At 44.9% G+C, this 26,388-nt stretch carries 25 protein-coding genes and 1 riboswitch; of the genes, 19 read left to right on the plus strand and 6 right to left on the minus strand.

Going from position 1 to position 26,388, the window contains the following annotated elements; genetic code table 11:
• The first annotated feature begins 185 nt into the window (after window positions 1–185).
• The 3 genes from pcrA to ACSYSR_RS05535 all read left to right on the plus strand — a co-directional run bounded on the left by pcrA (window position 186) and on the right by ACSYSR_RS05535 (window position 5,781).
• Window positions 186–2,435: a DNA helicase PcrA gene (gene pcrA, locus ACSYSR_RS05525; RefSeq protein WP_489815878.1), complete on the plus strand. Its 2,250-nt coding sequence runs from the start codon at window positions 186–188 to the stop codon at window positions 2,433–2,435.
• 82 nt (window positions 2,436–2,517) lie between these two features.
• On the plus strand, window positions 2,518–4,557 hold the full coding sequence (gene ligA, locus ACSYSR_RS05530) for an NAD-dependent DNA ligase LigA (RefSeq protein ID WP_489815877.1): 2,040 nt from the start codon (window positions 2,518–2,520) through the stop codon (window positions 4,555–4,557).
• 78 nt (window positions 4,558–4,635) lie between these two features.
• A complete protein-coding gene (locus ACSYSR_RS05535; protein ID WP_489815876.1) occupies window positions 4,636–5,781 on the plus strand; it encodes a CamS family sex pheromone protein in 1,146 nt (381 codons plus the stop codon).
• Between the two features lie 54 nt (window positions 5,782–5,835).
• Here ACSYSR_RS05535 and ACSYSR_RS05540 read toward each other — a convergent pair whose 3' ends face one another.
• Window positions 5,836–6,714, minus strand: a complete 879-nt coding sequence (locus tag ACSYSR_RS05540; RefSeq protein WP_489815875.1) for a hypothetical protein — start codon at window positions 6,712–6,714, stop codon at window positions 5,836–5,838.
• A gap of 64 nt (window positions 6,715–6,778) precedes the next feature.
• Window positions 6,779–6,863: riboswitch (SAM riboswitch) on the plus strand.
• A gap of 80 nt (window positions 6,864–6,943) precedes the next feature.
• Here ACSYSR_RS05540 and metK point away from each other — a divergent pair.
• Window positions 6,944–8,101, plus strand: coding sequence for a methionine adenosyltransferase (gene metK / locus ACSYSR_RS05545; protein ID WP_489815874.1), 1,158 nt, complete (start codon window positions 6,944–6,946; stop codon window positions 8,099–8,101).
• A 113-nt stretch (window positions 8,102–8,214) separates the two neighbouring features.
• On the opposite strand, the gene ACSYSR_RS05550 is transcribed toward metK, so the two are convergent.
• The 4 genes from ACSYSR_RS05550 to ACSYSR_RS05565 form a co-directional block, all read right to left on the minus strand.
• Window positions 8,215–9,108, minus strand: a complete 894-nt coding sequence (locus ACSYSR_RS05550) for a hypothetical protein (RefSeq protein ID WP_489815873.1) — start codon at window positions 9,106–9,108, stop codon at window positions 8,215–8,217.
• 480 nt (window positions 9,109–9,588) lie between these two features.
• Window positions 9,589–11,106 carry a phosphoenolpyruvate carboxylase gene (gene ppcA, locus ACSYSR_RS05555; protein ID WP_489815872.1) on the minus strand — a complete coding sequence of 506 codons (1,518 nt, stop codon included), beginning with the start codon at window positions 11,104–11,106 and terminating at the stop codon, window positions 9,589–9,591.
• 150 nt (window positions 11,107–11,256) lie between these two features.
• Window positions 11,257–12,939, minus strand: a complete 1,683-nt coding sequence (rnjA, locus tag ACSYSR_RS05560; RefSeq protein ID WP_489815871.1) for a ribonuclease J1 — start codon at window positions 12,937–12,939, stop codon at window positions 11,257–11,259.
• Window positions 12,939–13,154: an RNA polymerase epsilon subunit gene (locus tag ACSYSR_RS05565; protein WP_252773662.1), complete on the minus strand. Its 216-nt coding sequence runs from the start codon at window positions 13,152–13,154 to the stop codon at window positions 12,939–12,941. Before ACSYSR_RS05565 ends, rnjA begins: the two co-directional genes overlap by 1 nt.
• A gap of 371 nt (window positions 13,155–13,525) precedes the next feature.
• Between ACSYSR_RS05565 and efp the strand changes: the two genes are divergently transcribed.
• The 14 genes from efp to ACSYSR_RS05635 all read left to right on the plus strand — a co-directional run bounded on the left by efp (window position 13,526) and on the right by ACSYSR_RS05635 (window position 24,432).
• Complete coding sequence (efp, locus tag ACSYSR_RS05570; RefSeq protein WP_047975283.1) at window positions 13,526–14,086, plus strand: elongation factor P; 561 nt, start codon at window positions 13,526–13,528, stop codon at window positions 14,084–14,086.
• 78 nt (window positions 14,087–14,164) lie between these two features.
• Window positions 14,165–14,614: an Asp23/Gls24 family envelope stress response protein gene (locus tag ACSYSR_RS05575; protein ID WP_489815870.1), complete on the plus strand. Its 450-nt coding sequence runs from the start codon at window positions 14,165–14,167 to the stop codon at window positions 14,612–14,614.
• Entirely contained in the window at window positions 14,614–15,024 is a 411-nt protein-coding gene (gene nusB, locus ACSYSR_RS05580) for a transcription antitermination factor NusB (protein WP_252773664.1), read from the plus strand. Before ACSYSR_RS05575 ends, nusB begins: the two co-directional genes overlap by 1 nt.
• A gap of 199 nt (window positions 15,025–15,223) precedes the next feature.
• The gene (locus ACSYSR_RS05585; RefSeq protein WP_489815869.1) at window positions 15,224–16,018 is read left to right on the plus strand and encodes a TatD family hydrolase; all 795 of its coding nucleotides are present in this window, start codon (window positions 15,224–15,226) and stop codon (window positions 16,016–16,018) included.
• Window positions 16,011–16,595, plus strand: coding sequence for a ribonuclease M5 (rnmV, locus tag ACSYSR_RS05590; protein WP_489815868.1), 585 nt, complete (start codon window positions 16,011–16,013; stop codon window positions 16,593–16,595). The genes ACSYSR_RS05585 and rnmV overlap by 8 nt, the downstream gene beginning before the upstream one ends.
• Window positions 16,579–17,466, plus strand: coding sequence for a 16S rRNA (adenine(1518)-N(6)/adenine(1519)-N(6))-dimethyltransferase RsmA (gene rsmA, locus ACSYSR_RS05595; protein WP_489815867.1), 888 nt, complete (start codon window positions 16,579–16,581; stop codon window positions 17,464–17,466). The genes rnmV and rsmA overlap by 17 nt, the downstream gene beginning before the upstream one ends.
• Window positions 17,467–17,563: 97 nt before the next feature.
• Window positions 17,564–17,794, plus strand: coding sequence for a Veg family protein (locus tag ACSYSR_RS05600; protein WP_252773668.1), 231 nt, complete (start codon window positions 17,564–17,566; stop codon window positions 17,792–17,794).
• 69 nt (window positions 17,795–17,863) lie between these two features.
• Window positions 17,864–18,586 (plus strand): metal ABC transporter ATP-binding protein, encoded by a 723-nt coding sequence (locus tag ACSYSR_RS05605; protein ID WP_489815866.1) that lies wholly within the window; start codon window positions 17,864–17,866, stop codon window positions 18,584–18,586.
• Complete coding sequence (locus ACSYSR_RS05610; protein ID WP_489815865.1) at window positions 18,579–19,364, plus strand: metal ABC transporter permease; 786 nt, start codon at window positions 18,579–18,581, stop codon at window positions 19,362–19,364. Before ACSYSR_RS05605 ends, ACSYSR_RS05610 begins: the two co-directional genes overlap by 8 nt.
• A 155-nt stretch (window positions 19,365–19,519) precedes the next feature.
• Window positions 19,520–20,353 (plus strand): pur operon repressor, encoded by an 834-nt coding sequence (gene purR / locus ACSYSR_RS05615; RefSeq protein WP_489815864.1) that lies wholly within the window; start codon window positions 19,520–19,522, stop codon window positions 20,351–20,353.
• A 6-nt stretch (window positions 20,354–20,359) separates the two neighbouring features.
• Entirely contained in the window at window positions 20,360–21,736 is a 1,377-nt protein-coding gene (gene glmU / locus ACSYSR_RS05620) for a bifunctional UDP-N-acetylglucosamine diphosphorylase/glucosamine-1-phosphate N-acetyltransferase GlmU (protein ID WP_489815863.1), read from the plus strand.
• Between the two features lie 124 nt (window positions 21,737–21,860).
• Window positions 21,861–22,463 (plus strand): YdhK family protein, encoded by a 603-nt coding sequence (locus ACSYSR_RS05625; protein ID WP_489815862.1) that lies wholly within the window; start codon window positions 21,861–21,863, stop codon window positions 22,461–22,463.
• Between the two features lie 27 nt (window positions 22,464–22,490).
• Complete coding sequence (locus tag ACSYSR_RS05630; RefSeq protein ID WP_489815861.1) at window positions 22,491–23,834, plus strand: dihydrolipoyl dehydrogenase family protein; 1,344 nt, start codon at window positions 22,491–22,493, stop codon at window positions 23,832–23,834.
• A gap of 76 nt (window positions 23,835–23,910) precedes the next feature.
• Window positions 23,911–24,432, plus strand: a complete 522-nt coding sequence (locus ACSYSR_RS05635) for a hypothetical protein (protein ID WP_489815860.1) — start codon at window positions 23,911–23,913, stop codon at window positions 24,430–24,432.
• A gap of 59 nt (window positions 24,433–24,491) precedes the next feature.
• On the opposite strand, the gene ACSYSR_RS05640 is transcribed toward ACSYSR_RS05635, so the two are convergent.
• The gene (locus tag ACSYSR_RS05640; RefSeq protein ID WP_252773676.1) at window positions 24,492–24,743 is read right to left on the minus strand and encodes a hypothetical protein; all 252 of its coding nucleotides are present in this window, start codon (window positions 24,741–24,743) and stop codon (window positions 24,492–24,494) included.
• Window positions 24,744–25,119: 376 nt separating this feature from the next.
• Between ACSYSR_RS05640 and xseA the strand changes: the two genes are divergently transcribed.
• Window positions 25,120–26,388 (plus strand): exodeoxyribonuclease VII large subunit, encoded by a 1,269-nt coding sequence (gene xseA, locus ACSYSR_RS05645; RefSeq protein WP_489815859.1) that lies wholly within the window; start codon window positions 25,120–25,122, stop codon window positions 26,386–26,388.

Below are 26,388 nucleotides of genomic sequence, written 5' to 3' on the forward strand. Positions count from 1 at the left end.
TAATTATAGTTACCTTACCAAAAAATCAGACAGACTGTAAATGGTTAATTGCTGGTAATCAAGGCCAAACTGTTGGTATTTTGTCGACGCACGAATTAGATTAGGGCAGTTTTTTGTCCTAGCCTGATTTTCCTTGAATTATGATAAAATAAGAGCAGTGAACAAAAACGATTTAGGATGGCAAAATGACTGTTGAAGAATTAACCAAGGGTATGAATAGCAAGCAAGCGGAGGCGGTCAGGACGACAGAGGGACCGCTTTTAATTATGGCTGGTGCCGGATCTGGGAAGACCAGGGTTTTGACGCACCGCGTTGCCCATTTAATTGAAGATTTAGATGTGGCGCCCTGGCGGATTTTGGCCATCACCTTTACGAATAAAGCTGCCCGTGAAATGCGGGAACGAATTGGTAAATTAGTCGATGAGCAGCTAGCCCAATCCGTTTGGGTTTCAACGTTCCATGCCCTGGCTGTTCGAATTTTGCGTCGAGATGGTGAACGGATTGGCTTGGGCAAGAACTTTACGATTTTGGATAGTTCTGCTCAAAGGACGCTGGTTAAACGGGTGATTAATGATTTGAATTTGGATTCAAACCAGTATGATCCACGGACAATCTTAGGGACCATTTCCAATGCTAAAAACGATTTGCTAACTGCCAAGGATTACCGAGAGCAGGCCGCTAATTTTTATGAAGAACGTGTAGCAGAAGTTTATTCTGCTTACCAGAAAGCTTTGCGTCAGGCTCAGTCAGTTGATTTTGATGATTTAATTATGTTGACGATTGAACTCTTTGAAAAGGCCCCTGATGTTTTGCAACGCTATCAAGACCAGTTCCGTTACCTCCACGTCGATGAGTACCAGGACACCAATGATGCCCAGTATAAGATTGTCAACATGCTGGCTCAAGGTTCACAGAACTTAGCCGTTGTTGGGGATGCCGACCAGTCAATCTATGGTTGGCGTGGTGCCAACATGCAAAATATTTTAAACTTTGAAAAGGATTGGCCTCAGGCACAATCAGTTTTCTTGGAGCAAAATTATCGGTCAACTCAATCCATTTTGGATGCTGCTAACGATGTGATTAATCACAACAACGAGCGAGTGCCGAAAAAACTCTGGACCGAAAACGGAGCCGGAGACAAAATCACCTATTATCGGGCTCAGTCTGCCCAGGATGAGGCCTATTATGTGTTGGGCCAAATTCAAAAGGGGCAAGGCGAAAACCATCAATCTTTGTCCGACTTTGCAATTCTTTACCGAACGAACGCTCAGTCCCGGGCCATGGAAGAGTCTTTGGTCAAAGCAAACATCCCTTATACCATTGTTGGTGGTCATAAGTTCTATGACCGTAAGGAAATTTTGGACGTGATGGCCTACCTGTCTTTGGTCGCAAACCCGGCTGATAATGCGGCCCTAGAACGGATTATCAATGTTCCTAAGCGGGCGATCGGTCAGTCAACAGTTGACCGGCTTTTTACCTTTGCTAACCAAGTTAACTTACCAATGTTGGCGGCTATCGATCAAGTCGAAATGGCCCAGGATATCCGCCCAGCAGCGGTGACAAAGTTGCTTTCCTTTGCCGAAATGGTGCATAACTTCCGCCAACAAGCAGAGTTCTTAACTGTTTCGGAGTTAACGGATTTGATTTTAGAACAGTCCGGCTATCGCCAGGAATTACAGGCAAAATCAGACCCTGAGTCGCAATCACGACTGGAAAACCTGGATGAATTTTTGTCTGTTACCAAGGAATTTGATGACAAGTACGATGCTCAGGCGGACGACGCAGTCAATCCGTTAACTGATTTCTTAGGTTCGACGGCCTTGATGGCCGACCTGGACAATGTCGAGGAAGATAGCGGGGTGGTCACGTTAATGACCTTACATGCCGCAAAGGGGCTTGAATTTCCGACGGTCTTCTTGATTGGCCTAGAAGAGGGCTTATTCCCATTGGGCCGGGCGGCACAAGACGAGGATCAATTAGAAGAAGAACGACGTCTGGCCTATGTCGGTATTACGCGAGCTGAGCAGAAACTTTATTTGACGAATGCTTTCTCCCGTTTGCTATATGGCCGGACACAGGCGAACCAACCTTCTCGCTTTATTGATGAAATTTCACCCGAATTGATTGAGCAGGCCTATCCGGCAAGCGGCTCTGGCGTTTCTGCCGGTTTGTCCTCGAAGTTTCTCCGGGCAACGAGTACTACTTACCAGGGGTCTGCGAAGGCTAGTCCGGTTCAAAAGAAATCAGCTGAAACCACTGGTGCTGAAGGGGTCATGTGGCAGGCTGGCGACAAGGTTTCTCATAAGAAGTGGGGAATTGGGACGGTTGTTTCAGTTACCGGTGACCAAGCTGACCAAGAACTTAAAGTCGCCTTCCCGGAAGATGGCATCAAACAACTCTTGGCTGCCTTTGCACCAATTACACGAGTTGATTAAGCGGCAAGGAAAACACTGATGCTTTTTTCTTGGTACAGCCATTGTGACCAACAGCTAACTGACCGTGTAGAAAGGATTTTTTATGGCAAGTAATCCACAACCAACGAATATGTCGACCAAGGATGCGCAAGTCGCAATCAGTCAGCTACAAGACGAGTTGACCGATTATGGAATTGCCTATTACGAGCAGGATGCGCCAAAGGTTGAAGACCACGTTTATGATGAAAAGTATGCCCGGTTGGTGGCCTTGGAACAGGCCTTTCCACAATTTGTGACACCAGACTCGCCAACGCAAAATGTTGGTGGCGCCCAGACCAAGTCCGGCTTGGAAAAGGTGCAACATCCGGTGCCAATGCTTTCTTTGGGGGATGTTTTTTCATTAGACGAACTTCAAGAGTGGGAGAATCGTACCATCAAAGCGTTGGGGCAACAGCCGGCCTATAACTTGGAATTAAAGATTGATGGCTTGGCAGTTTCTTTGAAGTACGAAAATGGTCGCTTAATGCAGGCCTCCACTCGAGGCAATGGCCTGATTGGTGAAGATGTCACGGCTAACGTCAAGACCATTGCAGATGTGCCCCAAGAATTAGAAGAGCCCTTAACAATCGAAGTTCGTGGTGAGATTTATATGCCAAAGGCTTCCTTTGCGCATTTGAATGAAGAACGGGAAAATCAGGGTCAAGAACCCTTTGCCAACCCACGTAATGCGGCGGCGGGTTCGTTACGTCAACTAGATGCACGCGAAACCAAGAAGCGCCAGCTGTCTGCCTTTATTTACTATACGGCCGAGGCCGATACGTTGGGTGTGACCAGGCAATCAGAAGTCTTGCGCCGTTTTGCCGAACTTGGTTTGCCAACCAACAAGGATAACCGTGTCATTGGCCAGATGAAAGAGATTGCGCCCTATATCGCCGAATACACCGAAAAACGTGACGGCCTGCCTTATGGAATTGATGGCGTTGTCGTCAAAGTGGATGATATCGATTCCGAAATTGACTTAGGCAACACGGTTAAGGTACCCCGATGGTCGATTGCCTATAAGTTTCCACCGGAAGAGGAGCAGACGATTGTCCGTGATATCGAATGGACGGTCGGCCGAACGGGTGCAGTGACACCAACGGCTGCCATGGACCCGGTTTTCTTGGCTGGGACAACGGTGCAGCGGGCTTCCTTGCATAATCCGGACTACCTCGAGGAAAAAGATGTTCGCGTTGGCGATACAGTGACCTTGCACAAGGCCGGTGATATTATCCCAGAAATTGGGCAGGTCATCCTAGACAAACGCCCAGCAGATGCCAAAAAGTATCAAATTCCAACGACTTGTCCTTCCTGTGGCGCTGATTTGGTCCATGTTGAGGGTGAAGTGGTGTTACGTTGTATTAATCCGGCTTGTCCAGCGCAACTGCAAGAGGGGTTGACCCATTTTGCCTCGCGCAATGCGATGAATATTGATGGCCTTGGCCCACAGATTGTTAGCCAACTTTTGGACAAAAAATTGGTGACCGATGTGGCTTCGATTTATTCCTTGACGGTTGAGCAGTTACTATCTTTAGATAAGTTTCAAGAAAAATCAGCCAATAACTTGGTGGCTGCCATCCAGGCTTCCAAAGCCAATTCCGCCGACCGCTTGCTCTTTGGCTTGGGTATCCGCTTGGTTGGGGCGAAAGCGGCGAAAACTATGATGGCAAGCCTACAAGACTTACCAAGCTTGGGACAGGCCAATGCGGAACAAATTGTCGCCATCGATGGAATTGGTCAAGCGATTGCGGATTCGGTGGTGAAATACTTCGCTGAACCCCAGTCGCAAGCCCTTTTGGCCGAATTGGCCAACGCTGGTGTGAACCTGGAATACTTATCCGAAACGGGTCCAATTGATGAAAATTCATTTTTCTATGGTAAAAAGATCGTTTTGACTGGTAAACTAGAACAGAGTTCACGTAGTGAAATTGCTGCCTGGTTAGAAGCTCACGGGGCCAGCGTCACTGGATCAGTTTCGAAGAAGACTGATTTAGTGATTGCCGGTACCGATGCGGGGTCAAAACTGACCAAAGCAAACGATCTTGGGGTCACTGTCTGGAATGAACAAGAATTCTTGTCAGCCCAGCAAAATGAGGCCGGTTAAAGCAGTCGGCCGTGGTCAGAAAAACTTGCCGGTGGTTGTACTTGGCGTTTTCAGCCAAACTGTCAAAGAGGAAGAACAATGTTAAAACGGATTTCAAAGCGGGGCTATATCCTAATCGGCCTCGCGCTTCTGATTATTTTAGGAGCCTTTTTTTACTTTATTAATATCGCTTCGGTCACACCCAGTGTTTCCAAAACAAAGGGTGTTCAGTTAACCCAAAGTTCTGCGGGGGATTATCAAACGGTCATCAAGGATGGGCATTATTTGACATCAGCCGCTCGGGGTATTACTGCAACATCTTTGAACAATTCTTTGGATGTCCAAGATTTTGAAACGTCATTGTTGAATTTGTCTAAGTCGCACTTTAAGACTGGTCGCTACATCTTCCAGGAAGGTCAGTACCTTGATGCTGACACCGTTAATGGTCTCTTAGCCCGTCAAACGGATAGTAATGCAACTGGCTTGAATCCAAAGGATAATGGCAAGACGGATAGTTCGAGAAATCCGATTTACGTTCAGACGTTAACAGAACAAGATTTCATGACCAAGAGCGGCAATAACCTGCAATTAGCTGGAATGGTTGTGGGCGTGGCGATGAATAGTCAAGATGCTTACCAAAAGGAACAGTATGGTGCGACTTATTATCAGACGATTTCAGATAAGGATCGGATTGCTTACGGGCAAAAGATTGCGCCAAAGTTGATCAAGACGATTCGTGAGCAACAAGGTGTTGGCAAGAACATTCTAATTGTCTTGGCCATGTATGACACTGCTTCTCAGGATTCATTGGCTCCAGGTTCTTTCTATGCCGAAGCCACCTCAAAGTCAGGTACTGATATCGGTAGTTGGTCAGATATCAACGAAAAGTCGATCGTTTTGCCAAAAGAATCTGATGACACTTCGAGCCTTGGATCTGATGAAAATACTGGCTTTAATAACTTCAAGACTGATATTTCTAACTTCTTCCCAAACATTGCGGGGGCAACAGCTTCTGCTAAATTTACGAATAATAAGTTGTCTTCTATGAACGTAACGGTGACAACGCAATTCTATTCACCAACCGAAATTGAAGCCTTCTCCAACTATGTTGCCACCTCTGCGATGAAGTTCTTACCTTCATCAGCTCCTGTACAAATCAAGATTCAAACGGCTAATGAAATTCAGGCTTTGCTTGTTCGTAAGGCCGATGATAAGTCCTATACGATTACAAAACTTGATCAATAAGTTTGATTACAAACTAAAAACGCTTAGAATCGCTTCTAAGCGTTTTTTTGTTTTTTAATGGTAGTAGGACATGACGGTAACAATTAGTCCGAAAATGGCCACTAAGGGCTGAATTTGATAGGTTAATGGCCGAATAAAGGTTAAGAGATACGCAGCTATGGCGAAAACGATTGTGATCAAGGCGATTGGTGAGAAGCCTTCCAATATGAGGGCGGCGAGGATAAAAAGTGGACCGGTTATGAGTCCTAATTTTCGTCCTTTAACTGTGGGTAGGAAGAGGGGAGTGAAGTAAAAGGCCGTGGCAAAGACTAAAAGCCATGATTGCTTCAAAAAATCAGGTTCAACATAGTTGTTGGCCAGATAGTTGATGCAAATTGGCACCGAAAAGGTCAGCAAGATGCTCAAACCGGCTAAACCAAGCGGGTTCTTCAACTGAAAGGCTCGAAAGGGTAAAATCAGCAAGAAGCAAATAAAGAGCAGGAGGAGGGCTAAAACTTCAAAGCGCGACCGTAATTGTGAATTGAAAAGCACAATTAAAGAAGCAGCTAAGGAGGCCCAAACATGCCAGTCGGCCTTGGCAAACCGATTTTTAACGAGGAAACCCAACGTCATTGCAGAAAAGATTGAATAGGCAATTAAGGACCAAATTTGCCAGTTACCAGCATTTTGCCAAACTTGATGGTAGATAAGGGGCTGTTGCCACCAGATGATGTTTAAACCGACTGCAATCGCTGGAACCGTATAGCGATGAGGGGCTGGTAGGGCAGCGACTTGGCCTTGGTTAGCTTGTTGGTGCTGTTGTTTTTGTTCTTGGCGGCGTTGTGACCGGGAGAAAAAATCAGCCGTTTTTTCCTGGAGTGGTTCGTCACTTGCGCCATTCAGTGGCGTGCTGGTTTGTTGATCAGGAGTGATTGTTTCATTTTCTTTTGTCATCAGAACCTCGAAAGTCAATTGCTATTTCTTATTCTATCATGTAGAATATAAATTATAAATTACATAACTATCAAGAGCAGGGAAGTGATACAGCACGGTGAACCTGCACCAACCGGCATTTGCACGGTGGTAATTCTGTAAGATAGGCAACTTGCAAAGCGCTTTGGGTTGTCCAAGGTGCTTTTCTTTTGTCTCTATATTGTTAGTTAATTTAAAGGAGAAAAAGAAAATGACAAAATTTTTTACTGCTGAATCAGTTGCCAATGGCCATCCGGATAAGGTAGCGGACCAAATTGCTGATGCCATCTTGGATGCTGTGTTGACAGAAGATCCAAAGGCTCGGGCCGCCATTGAAGTGACCACATCAACGGGCGATGTTTCGATTTTTGGTGAGTTGTCAACGACTGCTTATGTGAACGTCCGTCAAATTGCCGTTGATACGATCAAGGCCATTGGCTACAATCAGCCGGAATTTGGTTTTTCAGCTGATTCAATCAATGTTTCGAACAAGATTGTGGAACAATCACCAGATATTGCTCAAGCTGTTGATGCGGCCGAAGATGATCCAGACCAATTAGGTGCCGGCGACCAGGGAATGGTTTTTGGCTATGCCACCAATGAAACGACTGATTACTTGCCATTAGCTTTGGACTTGTCCCATCAGTTAATGCGTAAAATTCGTCAGGTACGAAATGACCAAGAATTGGCTTACTTACGCCCAGATGCCAAGGGTGAAGTAACACTAGAATTGACGGATGATGGCCAGGTTAAGCGTATTGCGGCCGTTGTTTTGTCAACTCAGCACGATGCAGAAGTAACATTGGAACAATTACGTGCTGATATAAAAAAGTTCGTGGTTGATCCGGTCTTGCCTGCTGATTTGGTTGATGACCAAACGAAGTATTATATTAATCCATCCGGCCGCTTTGTCTTGGGTGGTCCTCAAGCCGACTCTGGTTTGACAGGCCGTAAAATTATCGTCGATACTTATGGGGGGGCAGCCCACCACGGTGGTGGTGCTTTCTCAGGAAAGGATGCCACCAAGGTTGACCGGTCGGCCGCTTACTATGCTCGCTATGTGGCCAAGAATTTGGTGGCTGCTGGCTTGGCTGACAAGATTGAGCTCCAGGTAGCCTATGCAATTGGTGTTGCCAAGCCGGTTTCGTTGAATATTGAAGCATTTGGGACTGAAAAAGTCGCAGAAGACAAGATTGAAGCCATCGTTGAGAAGCTTTTTGACTTCCGTCCTTTGGCAATCATTAATAGCCTAGACCTTCGTCGGCCAATTTATAAGCAAACAGCTGCTTACGGTCACTTTGGTCGTCCTGATTTGGACTTGCCATGGGAAAAGTTGGACCAGGTTGAGAAAATCAAGGCAGAGTTGTAGGCCAAGTTTCTTTAGAAAAATCAAAATTATTTGGATTGAATTTCGATAAGATCAACCAATAAAAGACCTGAATGCAGTCAAAGGACGCATCCAGGTCTTTTAATTTGTGTTGATTAGTTTTCGGCAACTCCCATGATTGGGTAAGTCCCCGCGATTGTCATGGTGAAGGAATAGGCCCCGGATTGAAGGGGGCGGCCATCAGTTTTGACCGACTGAATATCTTTGATATGAAAATCGGCAGGAATGGTTAGGGGAATGGTTGTAAAGCCCTTTCGACTAGGATTTTCCACGCCTTTTTTACCACGTAGATAGGTCAGCATGATTTGTGGCCAAGGCAGTTGGTTAACTAGGCGGATTTCGGCTGTGTTGCCATCTTTGCTCGGAATAATTTGTAAACCGAGTGTCTTGGAATGGTTTTGATAGGTCTGACCAAAACGAAGGGTCCAAGAAAAACTGATTTTGTTTTGGTTGCGGGAAGCCTGGCCCCAAAAAGAAAATATTTGCTGAAAGGCATGTTTCCATGCAAATTTTTGATTGAATTCAGGTAAAATGGCTGAAAAATCAGGACCAACTTGGAAGGTATCCAAGAAGTATTGCTTACCCTGCTTTGGAACAGAGCCCGTTACTAGTCCAAGAGAAACCTGCCGGATAGTTTGGGTATTTAAAGCAGTTAAAATTTGATGCACAAGATGACTGGATGAGTGGTTTTTATCCCCCCAGTTAATTAACAAAAGTGGCCAGCGCAGGGTATCATCAAAGTCTAAAATTGCGGCTAAAGTTGCATTCAAGGAAGCCGAATTACCAATGACGACGATTGGGAGGCTGGCTTCTGTTTGCATGGTCTTAGCGATTTTGCGGGCAAGGCTGTAGACCGAGATGTGCGTAGAGGCCTTTTGAAAACTTGTGACCGCTTGGGCGGCTGTTAATTGACTTTTGATTTGATCCAAGGCTCCAAGATCTTTTGGGCGAATCAAGGTTGTATCAATAATAAAGTGTGCTGATGTCATAATTTTAAGTCTTTGCTATGTCGTTAAAAAAGGCATGCCAGTGCATGCCGGATACCCAAACGGCGGGCATCATTTTACGTTTATCAGAATACGTCGATTATAGCAGAAAATCAAGGTTGGTGATGATTTTTTTCTTGACATTTGTTTTGCTGTCGGTCTTTGGTATAAAGAAATAACGAGCAAAGTAAAAAGACTAAGTTGAGTGATATGATTCCCCAAATTTAGACAGACCAATTGCGGGTATTGACTATATTCAAATGAGTCAAAGCAGACCCGATTAATAGTCATTATCTTTGCAAAGTTAGTATGATTGTGCCAAAGAGATCAATCAAGAAGGTAAAAGCATTCAGAACAAACAAAAAGGACTGACGCCAATTCAATAACGGCCGTTAGTCCTCAAGGCCGCTCAATGAGCTGACCTAATTTTTTTGCTTTAAATCATCAGGTAGTCTTTATGGTGATTGAACTTTAATCGTTTGCTTAACCCAAGAAATGACGCAATTGGGCCATACGATTAATCAAGGCGGTAATGGCCACGGAAGCGCCTTCCTTGAATTCAACAACTTGGAGGGCAATTTCGGCGTGTTGTTGCTCAGCCATTGTTTCTGGTCCAATGTGGAGGTCAAAGGCATCCTTGAGGATGACGATGTCTTCTTCGACATCTTGCCAGGCTGGGCTTTGCGTCTTCAAAATTTGAAGGGCATCCCAATTGATATAGTGAGCTAATTCACCAAAATCAGCGCGCATACTTGGGTAATAGCGGTTCAAGACAGCTAGCTGTTCTTCATTGAGGCTTTCATATGCCCGGCCAAAACCAATAAATTCGGGTGGTACACCGATTGAATAAAAGGCGCCGGTAAAATTAATGGCTCGGGGTAATTCGATGTTATCAACGGAACGGGAATAGCCCAAAACCCCCACGTGCTGACGACGGTCACGGCGCTTTGGGAAGGCCTTGAAGATTGGTTGGACGTCAGGAACTAATTGTTCGAGTGTTTCCTGGTAGAAGGCTGCTGATTTTTGGGCGATATCGGAAAGAATGGCTTCGTCTTCAGCGCTAATTACCAATGGCTTTGCCTTTGGTAATTCTTCTTTCAAGTACTTGATGCCGGCCCTTGTTTCGTCGATGGAGAAGTCATAACGGAATGCTGACTGAACAGTTGCTGTTCTGACACCAGGGAATTCACGGACATAGCGTTTGACACGTTGAGGTGAAAGGCCACCACGGAAGATGGCAGACCCCGTTCCAGAAATTGGGTAGATGGCGATACCTTCCTTCTCGGCAAATTGGTGCAAGCGCGCTAAGGCTAACTTATTTCCAATAATGGAAGACATAAAGCCGGCTGAAAGAGCAGAATCAGAACCGGCTAAAAAGACACGCAGGTGCTTTGGCCGGAAGCCAAAGTGTTCTTCATGTAGGTTCAAGTATTCCTTTAAAATTTCTGGTGCGTGGTATTGCGTTTCAAAGTCTTCGAAGAGTGGAATCATCTCGATGTAAGCCTTGTTGTCTTCCGTGGGTGTAAAGGTTGCATCTTTGAACTGGGCCAGCTTTTCAAACAAAAGCTGCATTTCAATGATTTGATCAGCACGTTGAGCCATTGGTAAAATGGCTTCAAACAAGGGGCGTTGGTCAAAACCAAGGTCATTGGCAAAGTCTTCGGAACTTAAAAAGGCCGTCATGGCTTGCATTAAGTTGTAGCCTTTTTCTTCCCAAATATTTGGGAAACGGAACGTCAAAAATTTGTCACGACCAAGTTGGTGTTCCTTAAAGTATTCATAGTGGGTTGAGAAAAGGCGGTCGATGACTGCCGCATCGGCGTGTTTCCCTTCCCAGTCCCACATGTATTCATCAACATCGAGGGTCTGGTAATTTTGAAAGGCTTCATCAGTTTCCCGGTAAGCACTGATGAAAGGTTGTTGTGCGGTGTCCCAGAAGGGGGCGTTGGCGTTATCAGGGTGTTGTGTTCCCATAATCGCCGGAATCTTGCGTTCTGTCATCTCTTAAAGCTCCTTTTTGGGATAGAAACGGATAATTAATCGTTAAACAAGTAAAACCCTAAACAAAATGTTAACGATACCCTTTAATAATAGCAGATTTTAGTCTGAAAAAAACGTCTAAACGATAAAATCATTTAGACGTTTTGTGTTTTAAATCATAATCAGCATTGGCAAAATCATTGGCTTACGAGCCGTTTCTTTATGCAAATACTTGGAAAGATCATCAATGATGACCTGACGAATATCGGATTCACTAGCATTCTTTGCAGACATTGCCTTACGAATCGTATTGAAAATGACATGACGACCATCATTAATGAGGTCACCAGATTCACGCATGTAAACAAAACCACGGGATAGGATATCAGGTCCGGAAAGGATTTCCTTCTTTTTTAAGTCAATCGTCGCTGTGACGATGACCAAACCATCTTGTGACAATTTTAAGCGGTCGTGTAAGACGATCGAACCAATATCACCAATTCCTGAGCCATCGATATAAGTATCTTCGGCAGGGAAGTGTCCGGCAATCCGTGGTGGATTCACACCGTCAAGAGCGAGGACATCACCGTTTTCTAGGATAAAGGTATGGTCCTTTGGAATATCCAACTCTTCGGCTAGGCCAGCATGGACTTTGAGCATCCGGTATTCACCGTGGACGGGCATAAAGTATTCAGGCTTCATTAATGATAACATCAACTTTTGTTCTTCTTGGCCACCGTGACCAGAAGTGTGGATATTGTTTAACTTACCATGAATAACGTTAGCGCCACCTTCTTCTAGTTTATTAATTACAGCGTTAACAGAGGCTGTGTTCCCAGGAATTGGGGAAGAAGAAAAAATCACGTTATCGTTTGGCTTTAAGCGAACCTGCTTGTGCGTCCCATTAGCAATTCGTGCCAAAGCGGCCATTGATTCTCCCTGTGATCCGGTTGAGAGAATCAAAAGTTCGTCATCTGGGATATTTTTAATCTGTGACTGCTCAATCAGAGCATCGTCCGGGATGTTTAAGTATCCAAGGGCTCGCCCGTTCGTCATGGCTGATTCCATTGATCGGCCGAAGACGGCAATCTTACGACCATGAGCAATGGCTGCATCTGTTGCCATTTTGATTCGGTTCATGTTGGAAGCGAAAGTAGCAAAAATAATCCGGCCGTGCTTGAGTTGTTCAAAAAGTTTTTGAACAGTTTTTTCAACCCAGGCTTCTGATTTTGTCCACTCGGGCCGCTCAGCGTTAGTTGAATCGGACATTAGTAACAAAACACCTTCTTCGCCAGTACGAGCCATTGACCAGAGGTTTGGTTTTTGCTTGGTGGTTGGTGTTAAATCAAATTTGAAATCACCGGTTTCAACAATCGTTCCAACGGGTGTTTTGACTGAAACGGCAAAAACGTCTGGGATTGAGTGAGTGGTGCGAATGAATTCAACTGACATTTGGTTAAATTCAATTACCGACCCATCCGTAATTTCATGGAGTTCAGCGCGGTTTAAGAGCTGCTTTTCTTCTAATTTGTTACGAATTAAGGCCATTGCCAGTGGGCCAGCATAAACTGGTACATTGACGGCTTGTAAAAAGTAAGCAATCGCCCCGATGTGGTCTTCGTGTCCGTGGGTAATCACCAGAGCTTTTACTTTGTCAATGTTTTCGACTAAGTACGAATAGTCTGGAATGACATAGTCAATTCCTAAAAGGGAGTCCTCCGGAAACTTAATTCCGGCATCCACGACGATAATTTCGTCCTGGTATTGGATTCCATATGTGTTTTTTCCAATTTCGCCAAGTCCGCCAAGGGCGTAAACGCCGACTTCGTTTTCCTTAATATCAACTGCTGACATTAGGCGAAGGTTGTTAACTTAAATTCCGGGTTAGCCTGTTCGTACACCAGTGCTGCATCGGATAATTCTTCAACATCTTCGATGTTAAATTCGGTATTTGCTTGCGCAGCTGCGAGCGCGGCTGGCTTTGATTCGGCCTCAATGTAAAAGGCCTCAGTGTTTTCCCGCTTTGGATTGCGGTCGAAATGACTTTGATAGTAAACTTTGTAAACCATGTTTGTTCCTCCAAGTTTAATTTTTAATTGATCACGAACGAAAACCTTAACTTTTATTTTACCACAGCTGGCAGGGGATGGGGCGGTTTCTTAAGAAGGCGTAGCCTTTGTCAAAAAAATAGTTGTTGGTACGAATCGTTTTGTCATTAATAATCAAATTTTTTTGTGTTTAATTTTTAGTAAATACCAAATCAATGTCTTGGAAAGTATTTATATATAAAAGTATTTATATATAATGGAAGCTGGTGCTGGTTTAATCTTTTGCTGACAAAGCGAGTTGATATAAAACCGTCATTTTGAAAGAAGAGTGCGTATTGACTAAAAATTTGTTATAATAAAATACAATTACTTAACGAACGAGGGATATACTCATGGCAATTGGCATGAATGATTTGAAGACAGGTTTGACGATTGAATACTCAAACTCAATCTGGCGTGTATTGGAATTCCAACACGTGAAGCCTGGAAAGGGAGCAGCCTTTGTGCGCTCTAAGTTGAAGAACTTGCGGACGGGTGCGGTTAACGAAGTAACCTTCCGTCCTGGTGATAAGTTTGAACAGGCCGAAATTACAACGCGCCCAATGTCATACTTGTACGCCGAAAACGACGGTCGTGTCTTTATGGACACTGAAACTTACGAACAAATCAACATTTCAGATGATAACTTGCAAGAAGCCTTGAAGTTCATGCTTGAAGGAATGGAAGTTAAGATTACGATGTATGGTTCAGAAGTCTTGGGGGCAGAGTTGCCATCAACTGTTACTTTGAAGGTAACGGAGACGCAACCTGGTATCAAGGGCGCAACAGCTACTGGTTCAGGCAAGCCTGCTACTGTTGAAACTGGTGCCACTATTACAGTGCCAGATTTTGTTAACGAAGGTGAAACCATCATTGTTAATACTGAAGATGGGTCCTACAAGGGTCGGGCCTAAGGTTGCTTAGGCTGCTTTCTTGATGAAGCAGTCTTTTGTATTTATTGGTACCGATTTTATCGGTTGATTGGAGGAACAATGGTCAAGCAAGCCAACTTAGCGAATAAGAACTTTTTACTATCCGCTGAAAAAATGGAAGATGGGCAAACAATGGTTGCTCGGCACGCCTTGGAATTGATTGCACAGGCAGCAACCCTTGAGGTTGAGGGTGTCGCGGCCATGCAAACAAATGTCTACGACCATTTTCCAAAATCTTTAACCAATATTGCCAAAACAAAGGGTGTTTTATTGGAAAACGATGAAGATGGTTTGAATTTTGACGTCTCTGTTGTTTTGCATTACGGTGTTGTCGTACCAAAGGTGGCTTTTGCTATCCAACAATCAATCAAGAAAAACTTGGCTGATTTGACTGGCTTAACGGTTACGGAAGTGAACGTGAATATTGCCGATTTGGTCCCCGATGAGACAAACAATACCCTGGACCCAGACCATTTGTTTGATCATGACCTGGCAAAGGAGCCCAGCTAATGACTCAATTATCACGACATGAAGAACGGCAAGCGGCCGTCCAGATTCTCTTTGCTTGCGCCAACAAGACGCCAGATGAAGCTGAAATGGATTTGGTCTATGACTTAGTTGTCGGTGATCAAGATTATCATGCTTTTTTGCCCCAACTGGTTAACGGTGTTTTAGCGCGAAAAACACAATTGGATGCTGATATCGCAAAACACTTAGCCTTAGGCTGGAAGGTTGACCGAATTGCACGGGTTAACCTTGTTATTTTGCGCATCGCAGTTTATGAATTGCAGATGCCAGAACCGGCACCCTACAAGGTTGTAGTGGATGAAGCGGTTGAACTTGCCAAGGAATTTGCTAGCCAGCAAGATGCTCAGTTTGTTAACGGTGTCTTGAAGAATTATGCACCAGTCGGTGCTTAAAATGAGGACTGCTCAGTTCAAAACCTCGCTTTTTGGGGGATAAGTTGCTGAGTAGTCTTTTTTTATCAACAGGCCACTAGTTCACATATCAGCACGGGAATTAGTATTTTTTGGTAATAATGTTTGTCTATTTCCTCACGAATTCAAAAGAAAAATGCCATCCTGTGCTAGAATAAAGGAAGTAAAAAAGGAGGCCATCATGGCGATTTACCATCCAAATGAACAACCAGCACCATCATATGACAGTCATACACATTTGAATGACGATGAACTGTACTTTGATGTGCCAGCATACTTAGCGCGGGCACATGAATTCCAAGTAGTTGAAATGAATGTTGTCGGCTATAACGCAGTTGGCAATCAACGGGCTTTAGCCATTGCAGAAGAAAATGACGGCGTTTACGCTATCTTAGGCTATCAGCCTGAGGATACACCTGATTTTGATGAGGCGGCTCTTGCGACGCTTACCAAACAGTTGGACCAAGATAAGGTTGTTGCCGTAGGTGAAACCGGCTTGGATTATCACTTTGATACCGATAAAGATGTTCAAATGAAGGCCTTTTTAGCACAAATTGGTTTGGCAAAAGAAAAGGATTTACCGGTTGTTATCCATAACCGAGAAGCCTTCGATGATGTTTACCGTGTTTTAAAGGAGCAGAAGGTGAAAAAGGCGGTCATTCATTCCTTCTCCGGTACCAAAGAACAGGCCAAGGCGTTCGCTGATTTAGGTTATTATCTTTCCTTTTCTGGTGTGGTGACCTTCAAAAAAGCGGAAGAAGTTCGAGAAGCAGCCAAGGTTATCCCATTGGACCAAATTTTGGTGGAAACAGATGCACCATACCTGGCGCCAAGTCCAAATCGTGGTAAACGCAACGAACCTGGTTGGACTAAGTTTGTGATTGATGATTTGGCCAAAACACTTTCAATGTCAGCTGATGATCTGGCAACACGAACTAAGCAAAACGCTGAACGGGCTTTTTTGAACCATGACTGACCGACCCAAAATTAAGGCGATGGTTGTCGTGGAAGGGTGGTCGGATACAAAGCGCTTAAGCCAAGCGGTTGATTGTGACACGATCGAAACCAGGGGAGCAGCCCTGGGCGAAGAGGTTATCGTTCGCATTCAAAAGGCGGCTTCAGAGCGGGGGGCCATTGTACTAACTGATCCGGATTTTAATGGAAACCGGTTACGGCGATTAATTACTGAAGCAGTGCCGGAAGTTGCTCAAGCAACAATTAGCCAGGAGCAGGGGCGGGCACAAAAGGACAATCCCCACAAATCATTGGGGGTGGAACATGCACCGTTGAGTGTTTTGTCTGCCTGCCTGGTGGCGGCTGATCGGCAAGTTGGTCGATCTCGACCGAATTCTGACATTGATCGGGACTTTCTGGTGGATTTGGGCTTAATTGGTGGGCCAACTGCCAAGGAACAACGAATTTTACTAGGGCAAAACCTACAAATTGGTTATGCTAATGGCAAACAACTGTATCATCGCCTTTTAGCCTATGGCATTATGCAAAAGCAGGTTGTGGCAGCCTTGAAAGGAAACATTAATGGAAAAGTCAATTAAAATTGCCAATCCAATGCGGACTCAAGCAATTTTAAATCAGTATGGCCTGCGGGCTAAAAAAAAGTTTGGTCAAAATTTTTTGACTGATCAAAATATTCTAACTGGGATTGTAGCTGCAGCAGAGTTGAGTAAAGAGGACGCCGTAGTCGAGATTGGCCCTGGTATTGGTGGGTTAACCGAATATTTGGCCCTGGCCGCCGACGAGGTCCTCGCCTTTGAAATTGACCGGGACATGGTCAAGGTCTTAGGTGAAACCTTGGCACCGTATGAGAATGTCACGGTTCAAAACGATGATGTCTTAGAGGTTAACTTGAAGCAAACGTTAGCTGAACATTTTGGACTGAATCGTTCGGTCAAGGTGGTTGCTAATTTGCCGTACTATATCACGACACCCATTCTTTTAGGTTTATTGCAGGCACAGATTAACTGGTCCCGACTAGTGGTAATGATGCAAAAGGAAGTGGCTGACCGCCTAACGGCTGAGCCGGGGACGAAGGAATATGGTGTTTTGTCGATTACTTTGTCTTACTACGCTAATGTTCAGACTGCCTTAACAGTGCCACGAACTGCCTTTAATCCGTCACCAAATGTGGATTCGGCTGTTGTTTCTCTAACTCCAAGAGAACCTGACCAACCAGTTGATAATCCTGATCAACTGTTCTCGCTAGTTAAGGCGACATTTGCCCATCGACGGAAGTCACTTTGGAATAATCTTCTACAACGTTTCGGCAAGGATGAAGCAATTAAGGAGCGGCTAAAAAGCGCTCTAGACCAATCGAATATTCAACCGGGGGTTCGAGCTGAAAAACTAACCCTCAACCAATTAACGGACTTGTATTTAGCCCTGATGGAACAGGGATTCTATGCGTGATAACTGTTAACGCCAAAAACCGCAATGTTTGCTAATATTGAACTTTTGTTACTAATGTGTTATAATAGTTCTTGTTTAATGAGAAAGGCGGTCGAAAATGTCAACTTTGGAAGATATTAAGTCGCGCTTGGACGCGCACATAGGCGAAACAGTCACTGTAGTTTCTCAAGCAGGTCGTAAGAAATTTACGGAACGTTCCGGAATCTTGCGTTCTACTTTCCCATCACTGTTTGTGGTTGAACTAGATGAAGAAGCTGATTTTGAGCGTGCTTCATACAGTTACACAGACGTTTTAACGAATAACGTGGAAGTCACGTTTGCCGATTAAGGAAATACATAAAAAGCCCGTCAGGGCTTTTTTTGTTGGTCTGGTTTTAAAACGAAAGAGGAGAATGCCATGAGTGCGCAGATTGTTGTTAAAAACTTTACCGCTGCCTTTGGTGATCGTCTGATTTTAAAGGATGTTTCCTTTAAAATTGATGAACACCGCTTTACTGTCATTGTTGGTGAAAATGGAACCGGCAAGACGACTTTAATTAAGGCCTTGATTCAAGAGGTCATTGGTCAAAAACATTTGGGCCATGAAAACAAGAAACAGAAGGCGATGATTGAGGTCAACAGCCAGAGCTTGGCCTACGTACCACAGTTTCGTGATTTAGGGGATGATTACCCACTGACGATTCGGTCCTTTATCGCCTTAGGCTTAAAATCAGGGCTACGTCCCTGGCTCAATGCTCATGAAAAATCAGCCATTGAACAAGCTTTGAAGCAAGTTGACTTAGCTGATTTAGCCGATCTACGGCTATCGGATGCCTCTGGTGGGCAGAAGCAACGGGCCTATATTGCTCAAGCACTAGTCCAAGAGCCTGATTTGTTGATCTTAGATGAGCCGACCGCTGCTTTGGACGCTAACCATGCCTTAGCATTGGTAAAGAGCGTCCGCGCCTTGCAGCAAAGGCGCCAAATTGGTGTTTTGTGGATTTCACACGATACCTCTTGGATCAAAGAGTATGCAGATGGTTACCTTTGGTTATATGACGGCCAAATTCAAAGTGGTCGAGCAGCTGATTTACCAGATGCGGCTGCTTCACAACACCGCCAGGAGGTAAAATATGTTTGATCAAGTTTTTATGCAAAATGCTTTTATTGCCGGCACGGTGATTTCAATTGTTGCTGGAATCGTGGGAACTTTCGTGGTAGCTCGGTCATATAACTTCTTGAGCCATTCTTTAAGTGAAATTGCGTTTGCTGGTGCGGCCTTTGGTTTCTTTATTGGTTGGCCACCACTCTTGGGGATGGTCATTTTTACCATTTTGGCTGCGTTATCAATTGGGGGGCTTGAAAATGCCAAGGTCCGCCAGGACAACGTGACTTCTGCCGTTTCAGCCTTTGCCATCGCCTTAGGAATTCTTTTCTTGGCCCTTGGCCATACTGCCAACTCGGCGGCAACCGGCATTTTATTTGGTTCCGTGCTGGGGATTTCTCACACTGATTTGCTAATCTTGGCGGGGATGGCTCTGGGAGTCTTTGTCGTTATTTTCTTGTTTTACAAACCATTGCGCTTACTGGCTTTTGACGAGGCCGGACTATTACTTTCACGAGGGAAAAAGACCTGGTTGAAAATCCTTTTCTTAGTAGTGATGGCACTATCCGTAGCCATTTCTTCACAATTAGTTGGCTCATTATTAATCTTTGTCTTGGTTACTTTGCCGGCAGCTTCAGCCCGCTATTATCAGGGTTCTGTTGGTCGTTTGATGGCTTTATCGGTCTTCTTTGCCTTGTTCGGAACTTGGATTGGATTGGCTTTGGCCTACGTAACGAACCTGCCAACCTCTGCCTTTATTGCTGGGATTGAAGTGTTGATTTATCTGCTTTCAATTTGGTTAGCTAAGGAATAAAATGATTAGGTCAACCTTTTTGTAACAAATATTAATAAAAACCGGAGTTAAAAACGAATGTTCGTTTTTAACTCCTGGTTTTATGCTATAATAGTTGCGATGGAAATTAATACTCTGAGGAGGAAAGGGCAGCCTTTTTGCCCACAAAAATACCTATGAAAACACGTCGAGCTGACCGTTTGGTCGATATGTCGCATTATTTATTGGACCACCCGCGCCAACTGATTTCACTGAACTTTTTTGCTGATCGCTATGAAGCGGCAAAATCGTCAATTTCCGAAGATTTGTCAATCATTCGCCGGACCTATAAAGCACGTGGAACAGGTGAAGTCAAAACCTATCCAGGGGCAGCCGGAGGAGTTTACTATACACCCTTAATGGCAGCTGGCGAAGCCAAAGACTTTGTTGATGGTATTTGCCAAATTGTCAATGATGAATCTCGCGTTTTGCCGGGCGGCTATGTTTACTTATCTGATTTGTTAGGACAGCCAAATGTCTTACGACAGACCGGACGATTGATTACAACTCAGTATGTTGGGGAAGAAATTGATGCAGTGATGACCGCTGCAACGAAGGGAATTCCTTTGGCTCAAGCAGTTGCTGACCAGTTAAATGTGCCTTTTGTGATTGTTCGTGATGATGCTAAGGTGACCGAAGGCTCGATGATTTCAGTTAATTACTTGACTGGGTCCTCAAAGCGCGTTGAAAAGATGGCCTTATCTAAGCGGTCTTTGAAGGCCGGCGCCCGCGTCTTGATTGTCGATGACTTTATGAAGGCTGGCGGAACCATTCAGGGAATGCAAACTTTGGTCCGCGAATTTGGTGGTACTGTTGTTGGGACAGCTGTCTTTGCTGAAGGTCGGTCAAATGTCCGTTTGTTAGAGGATTATACTTCTTTGTTGCACGTTGAAACCAACTTGGACTCTGGTCAGTCGATTAGTGTGCAGCCAGGAAACTATTTTGCAGAAATTTATCAAGGTAAGGAATAAGAAACGATGCAAGCCACAAACGTTGTCATTTTGGCGGCCGGGAACGGTTCGCGGATGAAATCAGACCTGCCAAAGGTCTTGCACCAAGTTGCCGGTCGGGCAATGGTTGATTGGGTAGTTGCTGCGGTGGCACCATTGAAGCCAAATAAAATTTTAACGGTCACCGGCGTCGGGGCCAAGCAGGTTCAAGACCACTTAGCCGGGAAGACCGACTTCGTTGTTCAAGAACAGCAATTAGGAACCGGTCACGCTGTCTTGCAGACGAAGCAGGCATTAGCTGATAACCAGGGGGCGACACTGATTTTATCAGGGGATACGCCACTCTTTACAACGGAAACGCTGCAGGCGCTTTTGGATGAGCACGCTCGGACCAAGAATGCTGTTACGGTTTTGACGGCCTTTGCAGAAAATCCAACGGGTTATGGTCGGATTGTCCGTGGTGAGGACGAAATGGTCTTAAAGATTGTTGAGGAAAAGGATGCGTCCGTCACGGAACGCCGTATCCAAGAAATCAATACAGGTGTTTACATTTTCGATAATCAACTCTTGTTTCAAGCTCTTTCTCAGGTTGGTAATGATAATGTTCAAGCCGAATACTACCTGCCTGATACGCTCGACATTTTGCGGGAAATGGGGCAACAGATTGGGGCCTACCAGACGATGGACTTTTCCGAATCGATGGGGGTCAACGATCGCGTTGCCTTGGCTGCAGCCAATAAGATTATGCGAATGAGGATTAATCAGGGACACATGCAAAATGGTGTTGAATTAATTGATCCTGATAATACCTATATCGATGCAGGTGTTCAAATTGGCCAAGACACGGTGATTGAAGGCAATGTGACCTTGAAGGGAAAGACGGTGATTGGTCAAGAAAACGTTTTGACAGCCGGCACCCGAATTGAGGATTCAACAATTGGGGATGAAAACATTATTACTTCCTCGCAACTTGAAGAAGCACTAGTGGGAAACAAGACAACAATTGGTCCCTATGCTCATCTGCGGCCATTGGCTGATATCAAAGACCAAGCACATTTGGGAAACTTTGTTGAAGTCAAGAAGGCAACAGTTGGCCTTGGAGCTAAAGTTGGTCATCTTTCTTATGTTGGTAATGCTCAATTAGGAGCAGATGTGAACGTTGGGGCCGGAACGATCTTCGTCAATTACGACGGCGTGAATAAATTTGATACGATAGTCGGTGACCGTGCCTTTATCGGATCAAATACGAAGATTATTGCCCCCGTGACTTTAGCTGATGAAAGCATCACGGCAGCGGGTTCAACGATCACAGATGATGTTAACTTTCATCAAATGGGTATCGCGCGTAGTCGACAAGCAAATAAAGATAATTTTTGGGACAGAATGCCCCATAAAAAAGGATAGGGAAACCTATTCTTTTTTTATTTGGAATAAAAAGACATTCCTTGCCTATATAATTGAATTTGTTTATAATTAAAACGTTGTTATTTAAACTATACCAATATGAAAGTCGAAGAAGGAGCAGAAAATGCAGAAGAAAACAATTGGTTGGTTATTGGCCCTGGGACTAGTCTTTATCTTGGGTTTGGTACTGGTTTTGGGAATGGGAAAAAAGGATAAGCGCCATACCCAAAAGATGACCATGTCTAGTAGTCAGATGCAGATGTCCTCATCATCAGCGATGGCCATGTCGTCTTCGATGTCTGGCATGGACATGGATGAAAGTTTACCAACTGATTTACCAAATGCTAATCAACCGAAGTACCCGGTTGGCTCAAAGATTACTTTAGAGGCTGACCATATGACGGGAATGAAGGGCGCTAAGGGAACTGTCGTGGCCGCCTATGCTGTCAAACTCTATGAGGTCGATTACCAGCCAACTAATGGCGACAAACAGGTCAGCGGTCACAAGTGGTTAACCAAGGAAGACTTTTCTGACATGATGGATCACCAAGTAGGTGATATGGTCACGTTAACAAGTACTCATATGGCCGCAATGAAGGGGGCTAAAGCAACCATCACAAAGGTGGTTAATGGTCCTGCTTATGTAGTTAGCTATCAGCCAACCAATGGTGGTAAGATGGTCATAAATCATAAGTACTTGGTTGAAAGCGAAATCAAGTCTCGATAATCGAGTGAAATGAAAGGATGGAACGCAATGGATTTTTCAGTACTATACATTGGCAGCGGACAGGCAAGCTGGAACGGCGCGGTCCCACTGGCTAAGTCTGGCGCTAAGGTGGCCGTGATTGAAGAAAGCCAATACGGGGGTGTGTGTTCGAATAAGGGTTGCAATGCCAAGATTATCTTGGATAAGCCTTTGGAATTAATTAACCGAGTCAAAGACCTTCAGGGTCGGGGAATTGATGGTGTCCCAACTGTTAACTGGGAAGATTTGATGGCCCACAAGCACGAATTGATTGTGCCACAGGATGCCCACGGCAAGGAACGGTTGGATAACGTTGGCATCACGACAATCACCGGCCATGCCGAGTTTGTTGATTCACATACGGTTGCTGTTGATGGCACAACCTACACGGCCGATAAGATTGTCATTGCTACTGGGTTACGTCCCCACGTCTTGGATGTCCCAGGCCATGAACTTTTTGAAAATTCGACTGACTTTCTTTCCTTGCCACATATGCCCAAGCATGTAACTATTTTGGGTGGTGGCTTCGTGGCCATTGAATTTGCGACGATTGCTAACGCTGTGGGGGCTCAGGTTGATGTGATTACCCGGTCAAACCGTTTATTGCGTCAGTTCCCGGCCAAGTATGTGGCCGAAGTCCAGGCTGATTTGAAGGCCCGTGGTGTTCGCTTTATTCCCGATATGAACATCAAGAGTGCTGAAAAGAGTGCGGCTGGTCAAATTACCTTGACCGGCGACCATGAGTTCCAATTGACAACTGACTATGTCTTGGATGCAACCGGCCGCGTGCCAAACCATGATCAGTTGAATTTGGAGGCAATCGGGGTCGAAGCCAACCAGCGTGGGATTGTGGTGAATGAATACTTGCAAACGTCGGTTGAAAATATTTATGCAGCCGGTGATGCTGTTGACAAGCAGATACCAAAGTTAACGCCAACCGCAGCTTTTGAATCCCGATATTTGACTGCTCGTTTTAAGGGGGACAACGACGGACCAATTGCTTATCCAGCAATTTCAGAAGTTGTCTTCACCTCACCAAGAATTGCCCAGGTTGGGGTTCACCTTGACCAGGCCTTGGCAGAACCTGATCGTTATGAAGTTGTGGAAGCCTCTTATGATGGTGACTGGTATCGTCAGGTAGAAAATGAGCAGGGGGCGAAGCTTTCACTGATTTTTGATCAAAATAGCAAGGCTTTGGTTGGCGCAGCGGAAAAGTCGAATAACGCTGACAATACCATTAATACGATTGTGCCTTACATTCAAATGAAGATGACTAAGGAACAGTTGAACGACTTAGTTTATGTTTTCCCATCAATCGAGTACACTTTGCAACGGCGCTTGCCACTCGTCTGATTTTGATAAAAGTGTTTAATGAGTATAGCGGATTATGCTATACTTTTTTTATTAGAAATAAGGGGAGTGACAGACTATGTCAATCAATGGCCAAGCCATTATCGATCAAATTGAAGAGCAAAATTATGTTCAAGAAACCTTAGCAGTCAAGGATGGCCAGAGCATTGATTTAGATGCCCTTTTTTCAGCTTTTTTGCCTCTAGCCCAAAAAGAAAATTTGGCGATGGCAAAGGCAGATATTGACGGTGGCATTGAAGAGGGGGGCACAACTTTTTCTTTGGAAGTCAACGTGATTAACTTGCCATTGCGTTACGCCAACCAGGAGAAGAAATTGGTTTATACCGATCAGGACTACGACCTGCAGGTTTATACAATCGTTGATAACCCAAACGTCTCCAAGTCACGGTTAAAGATTGCTAAATTGTCTTCATTAGCAGCCCTGCTAGATGACAGTGATGGCGTCTTTGCCAAGGCAGCTGCCTGGTTCGATGACCAGCTGCAGGTTATCATGGAAAATCAGCAACAAGCCGAGCAGGAGGCTGTTGAAGAACCTACTAAAGCAGACGAAGCTGATGCAAAGGGTGCTAGTAAAAAATAAATAAAAACAGCTTATAACACCTGCTTTCTAGCGAAGTACAGATGTTACAAGCTGTTTTTTTACTCCAATCTGATTTTAGCAGACAAGTGGTAGGAAGCATGGTGCTTTTCTACGGTGGCCTTTAGAATCTTTGGATTGGCTGTATGGGCTTGGGAAATTAGTTCACCGAGGTCGTAAGCCTCAATGACTTCCTTGACCAGGTCCTTTGGACTTTGGTCCATGTCGGGGACGGCTAAGTCTTCCCAGTCACGGTCTTTTGCCGGGCCCATTTGGACCAGTTCTTTTGTTTTAATCTGTTCAATGATAATCATGTGCCTATTATACGGTTTGCCACTTTGCCTGTAAAGCACTGGTTTGGTTGGGTATGCTTGCTTTTTGCCGAGGGCTCTGGCATAATGAAAGTATGCGATGAGTCGAATGCGTTTTTAGAACGCACACGCGGCCTACTGTATTAAATTACCAGCCACGGATTTGGCGTAGGTGATAATGGTATTGTGGAATGCCATTATCTCACCATGACTAACAGTCTTTGACTGTGGTGACGTAGACTTACTTGAACTTTGTTCAAGTCGCCCGTCAGAGCGAATCTGGCATGCCAAACTAAGCAGCTAACTTCGGTTAGCTGTTTTTTTATTGAATGATTTCTCTGGTATAATATGAACTAAGAATGCGTTCTAGGAGGCCTTAATGGCAGATTCGTCACAGTACCTGACAGTTGGTGCGTTAACCGGCTATTTGAAAGCAAAATTTGACCGTGATCCATACTTGGCCAAGGTTTATTTAACGGGAGAAATTTCAAACCTAGGCAATCGAAAGGGGCGCCACCTGTATTTTTCTTTGAAGGATCCAGATGGTAAATCAGTCATTCGAGCAACGATGTTTTCCTATGCGTCAAGATTGAAGTTTGAGCCCAAGGAGGGGATGAAGGTTCTGGCCATTGGCCGAGTGCAGATTTATGAACCATCTGGTTCTTACTCGATTATTTTAGACCAAATGACGCCTGATGGTATTGGTGACCTTTTCTTAGCCCTTAATCAGTTGAAGGAAAAGCTGAGTCAAGAAGGACTGTTTGCCCAAGAAAAGCAGGCCTTGCCATTACTACCCAAAAAGATTGCCGTGATTACTTCACCCACGGGAGCTGTGGTTGAAGACGTTGCTAAGACGGTTGAACGGCGCTTGCCGGATGCCCAGGTAATCTTGTTACCGGCGGTTGTCCAGGGTGAAGGGGCGGTGCCATCGTTACTGAATCAGCTGAATCGAATTGACGACCTTGACTTCGACACGGTCATTATTGGACGAGGTGGTGGGTCAATTGAGGACCTCTGGGCCTTTAATGATGAAGCTCTGGTACGTAAGGTGGCGGCATTAAAAACACCCGTGATTGCTTCGGTTGGTCATGAAACGGATAATACGCTGGTCGACTTGGTTGCTGACCGCCGGGCAGCAACACCAACGGCAGCAGCAGAACTCGCAACACCGGTGACGCGGCAAAACATCCTTGATCGCTTGTTTGAGTTGAAGACACGCTTGGTGGTTGCTGGACGGCAAACCATTACCCAACGTCAGCAGGTCTTAGACCAAATTGTCAATCGCCCAATTATGCAACAACCAGACCGATTATACGCCGCCTACCAGCAGGAAGTTGACCAATTAACGAGTCGCCTTGGTCGTGGCTTTAATCGTCAGCTCGAACAAAAACAATACCGCTTTCAACAGGCAAAAAATGGCCTAGTCAAAGAGCAAAAGCAATTGTTACGACCTTACCAGGAGGCTCTTTCCCTAGCCAGCACGAAGTTGGACTTGGTGTCACCACTGAAAATCTTAGCGGCGGGTTACACGATTGTGAAGGGACCAAAAGATCAGGTTATCAAGCAAAAAGCTGATTTACAAGTTGGGGACCAGGTCCACTTAACTTTTGCGGATGGTGAAGTGCCCGCTCAAATTACAGGAGAATAA

Source organism: Fructobacillus sp. ESL1096, from assembly GCF_058511985.1.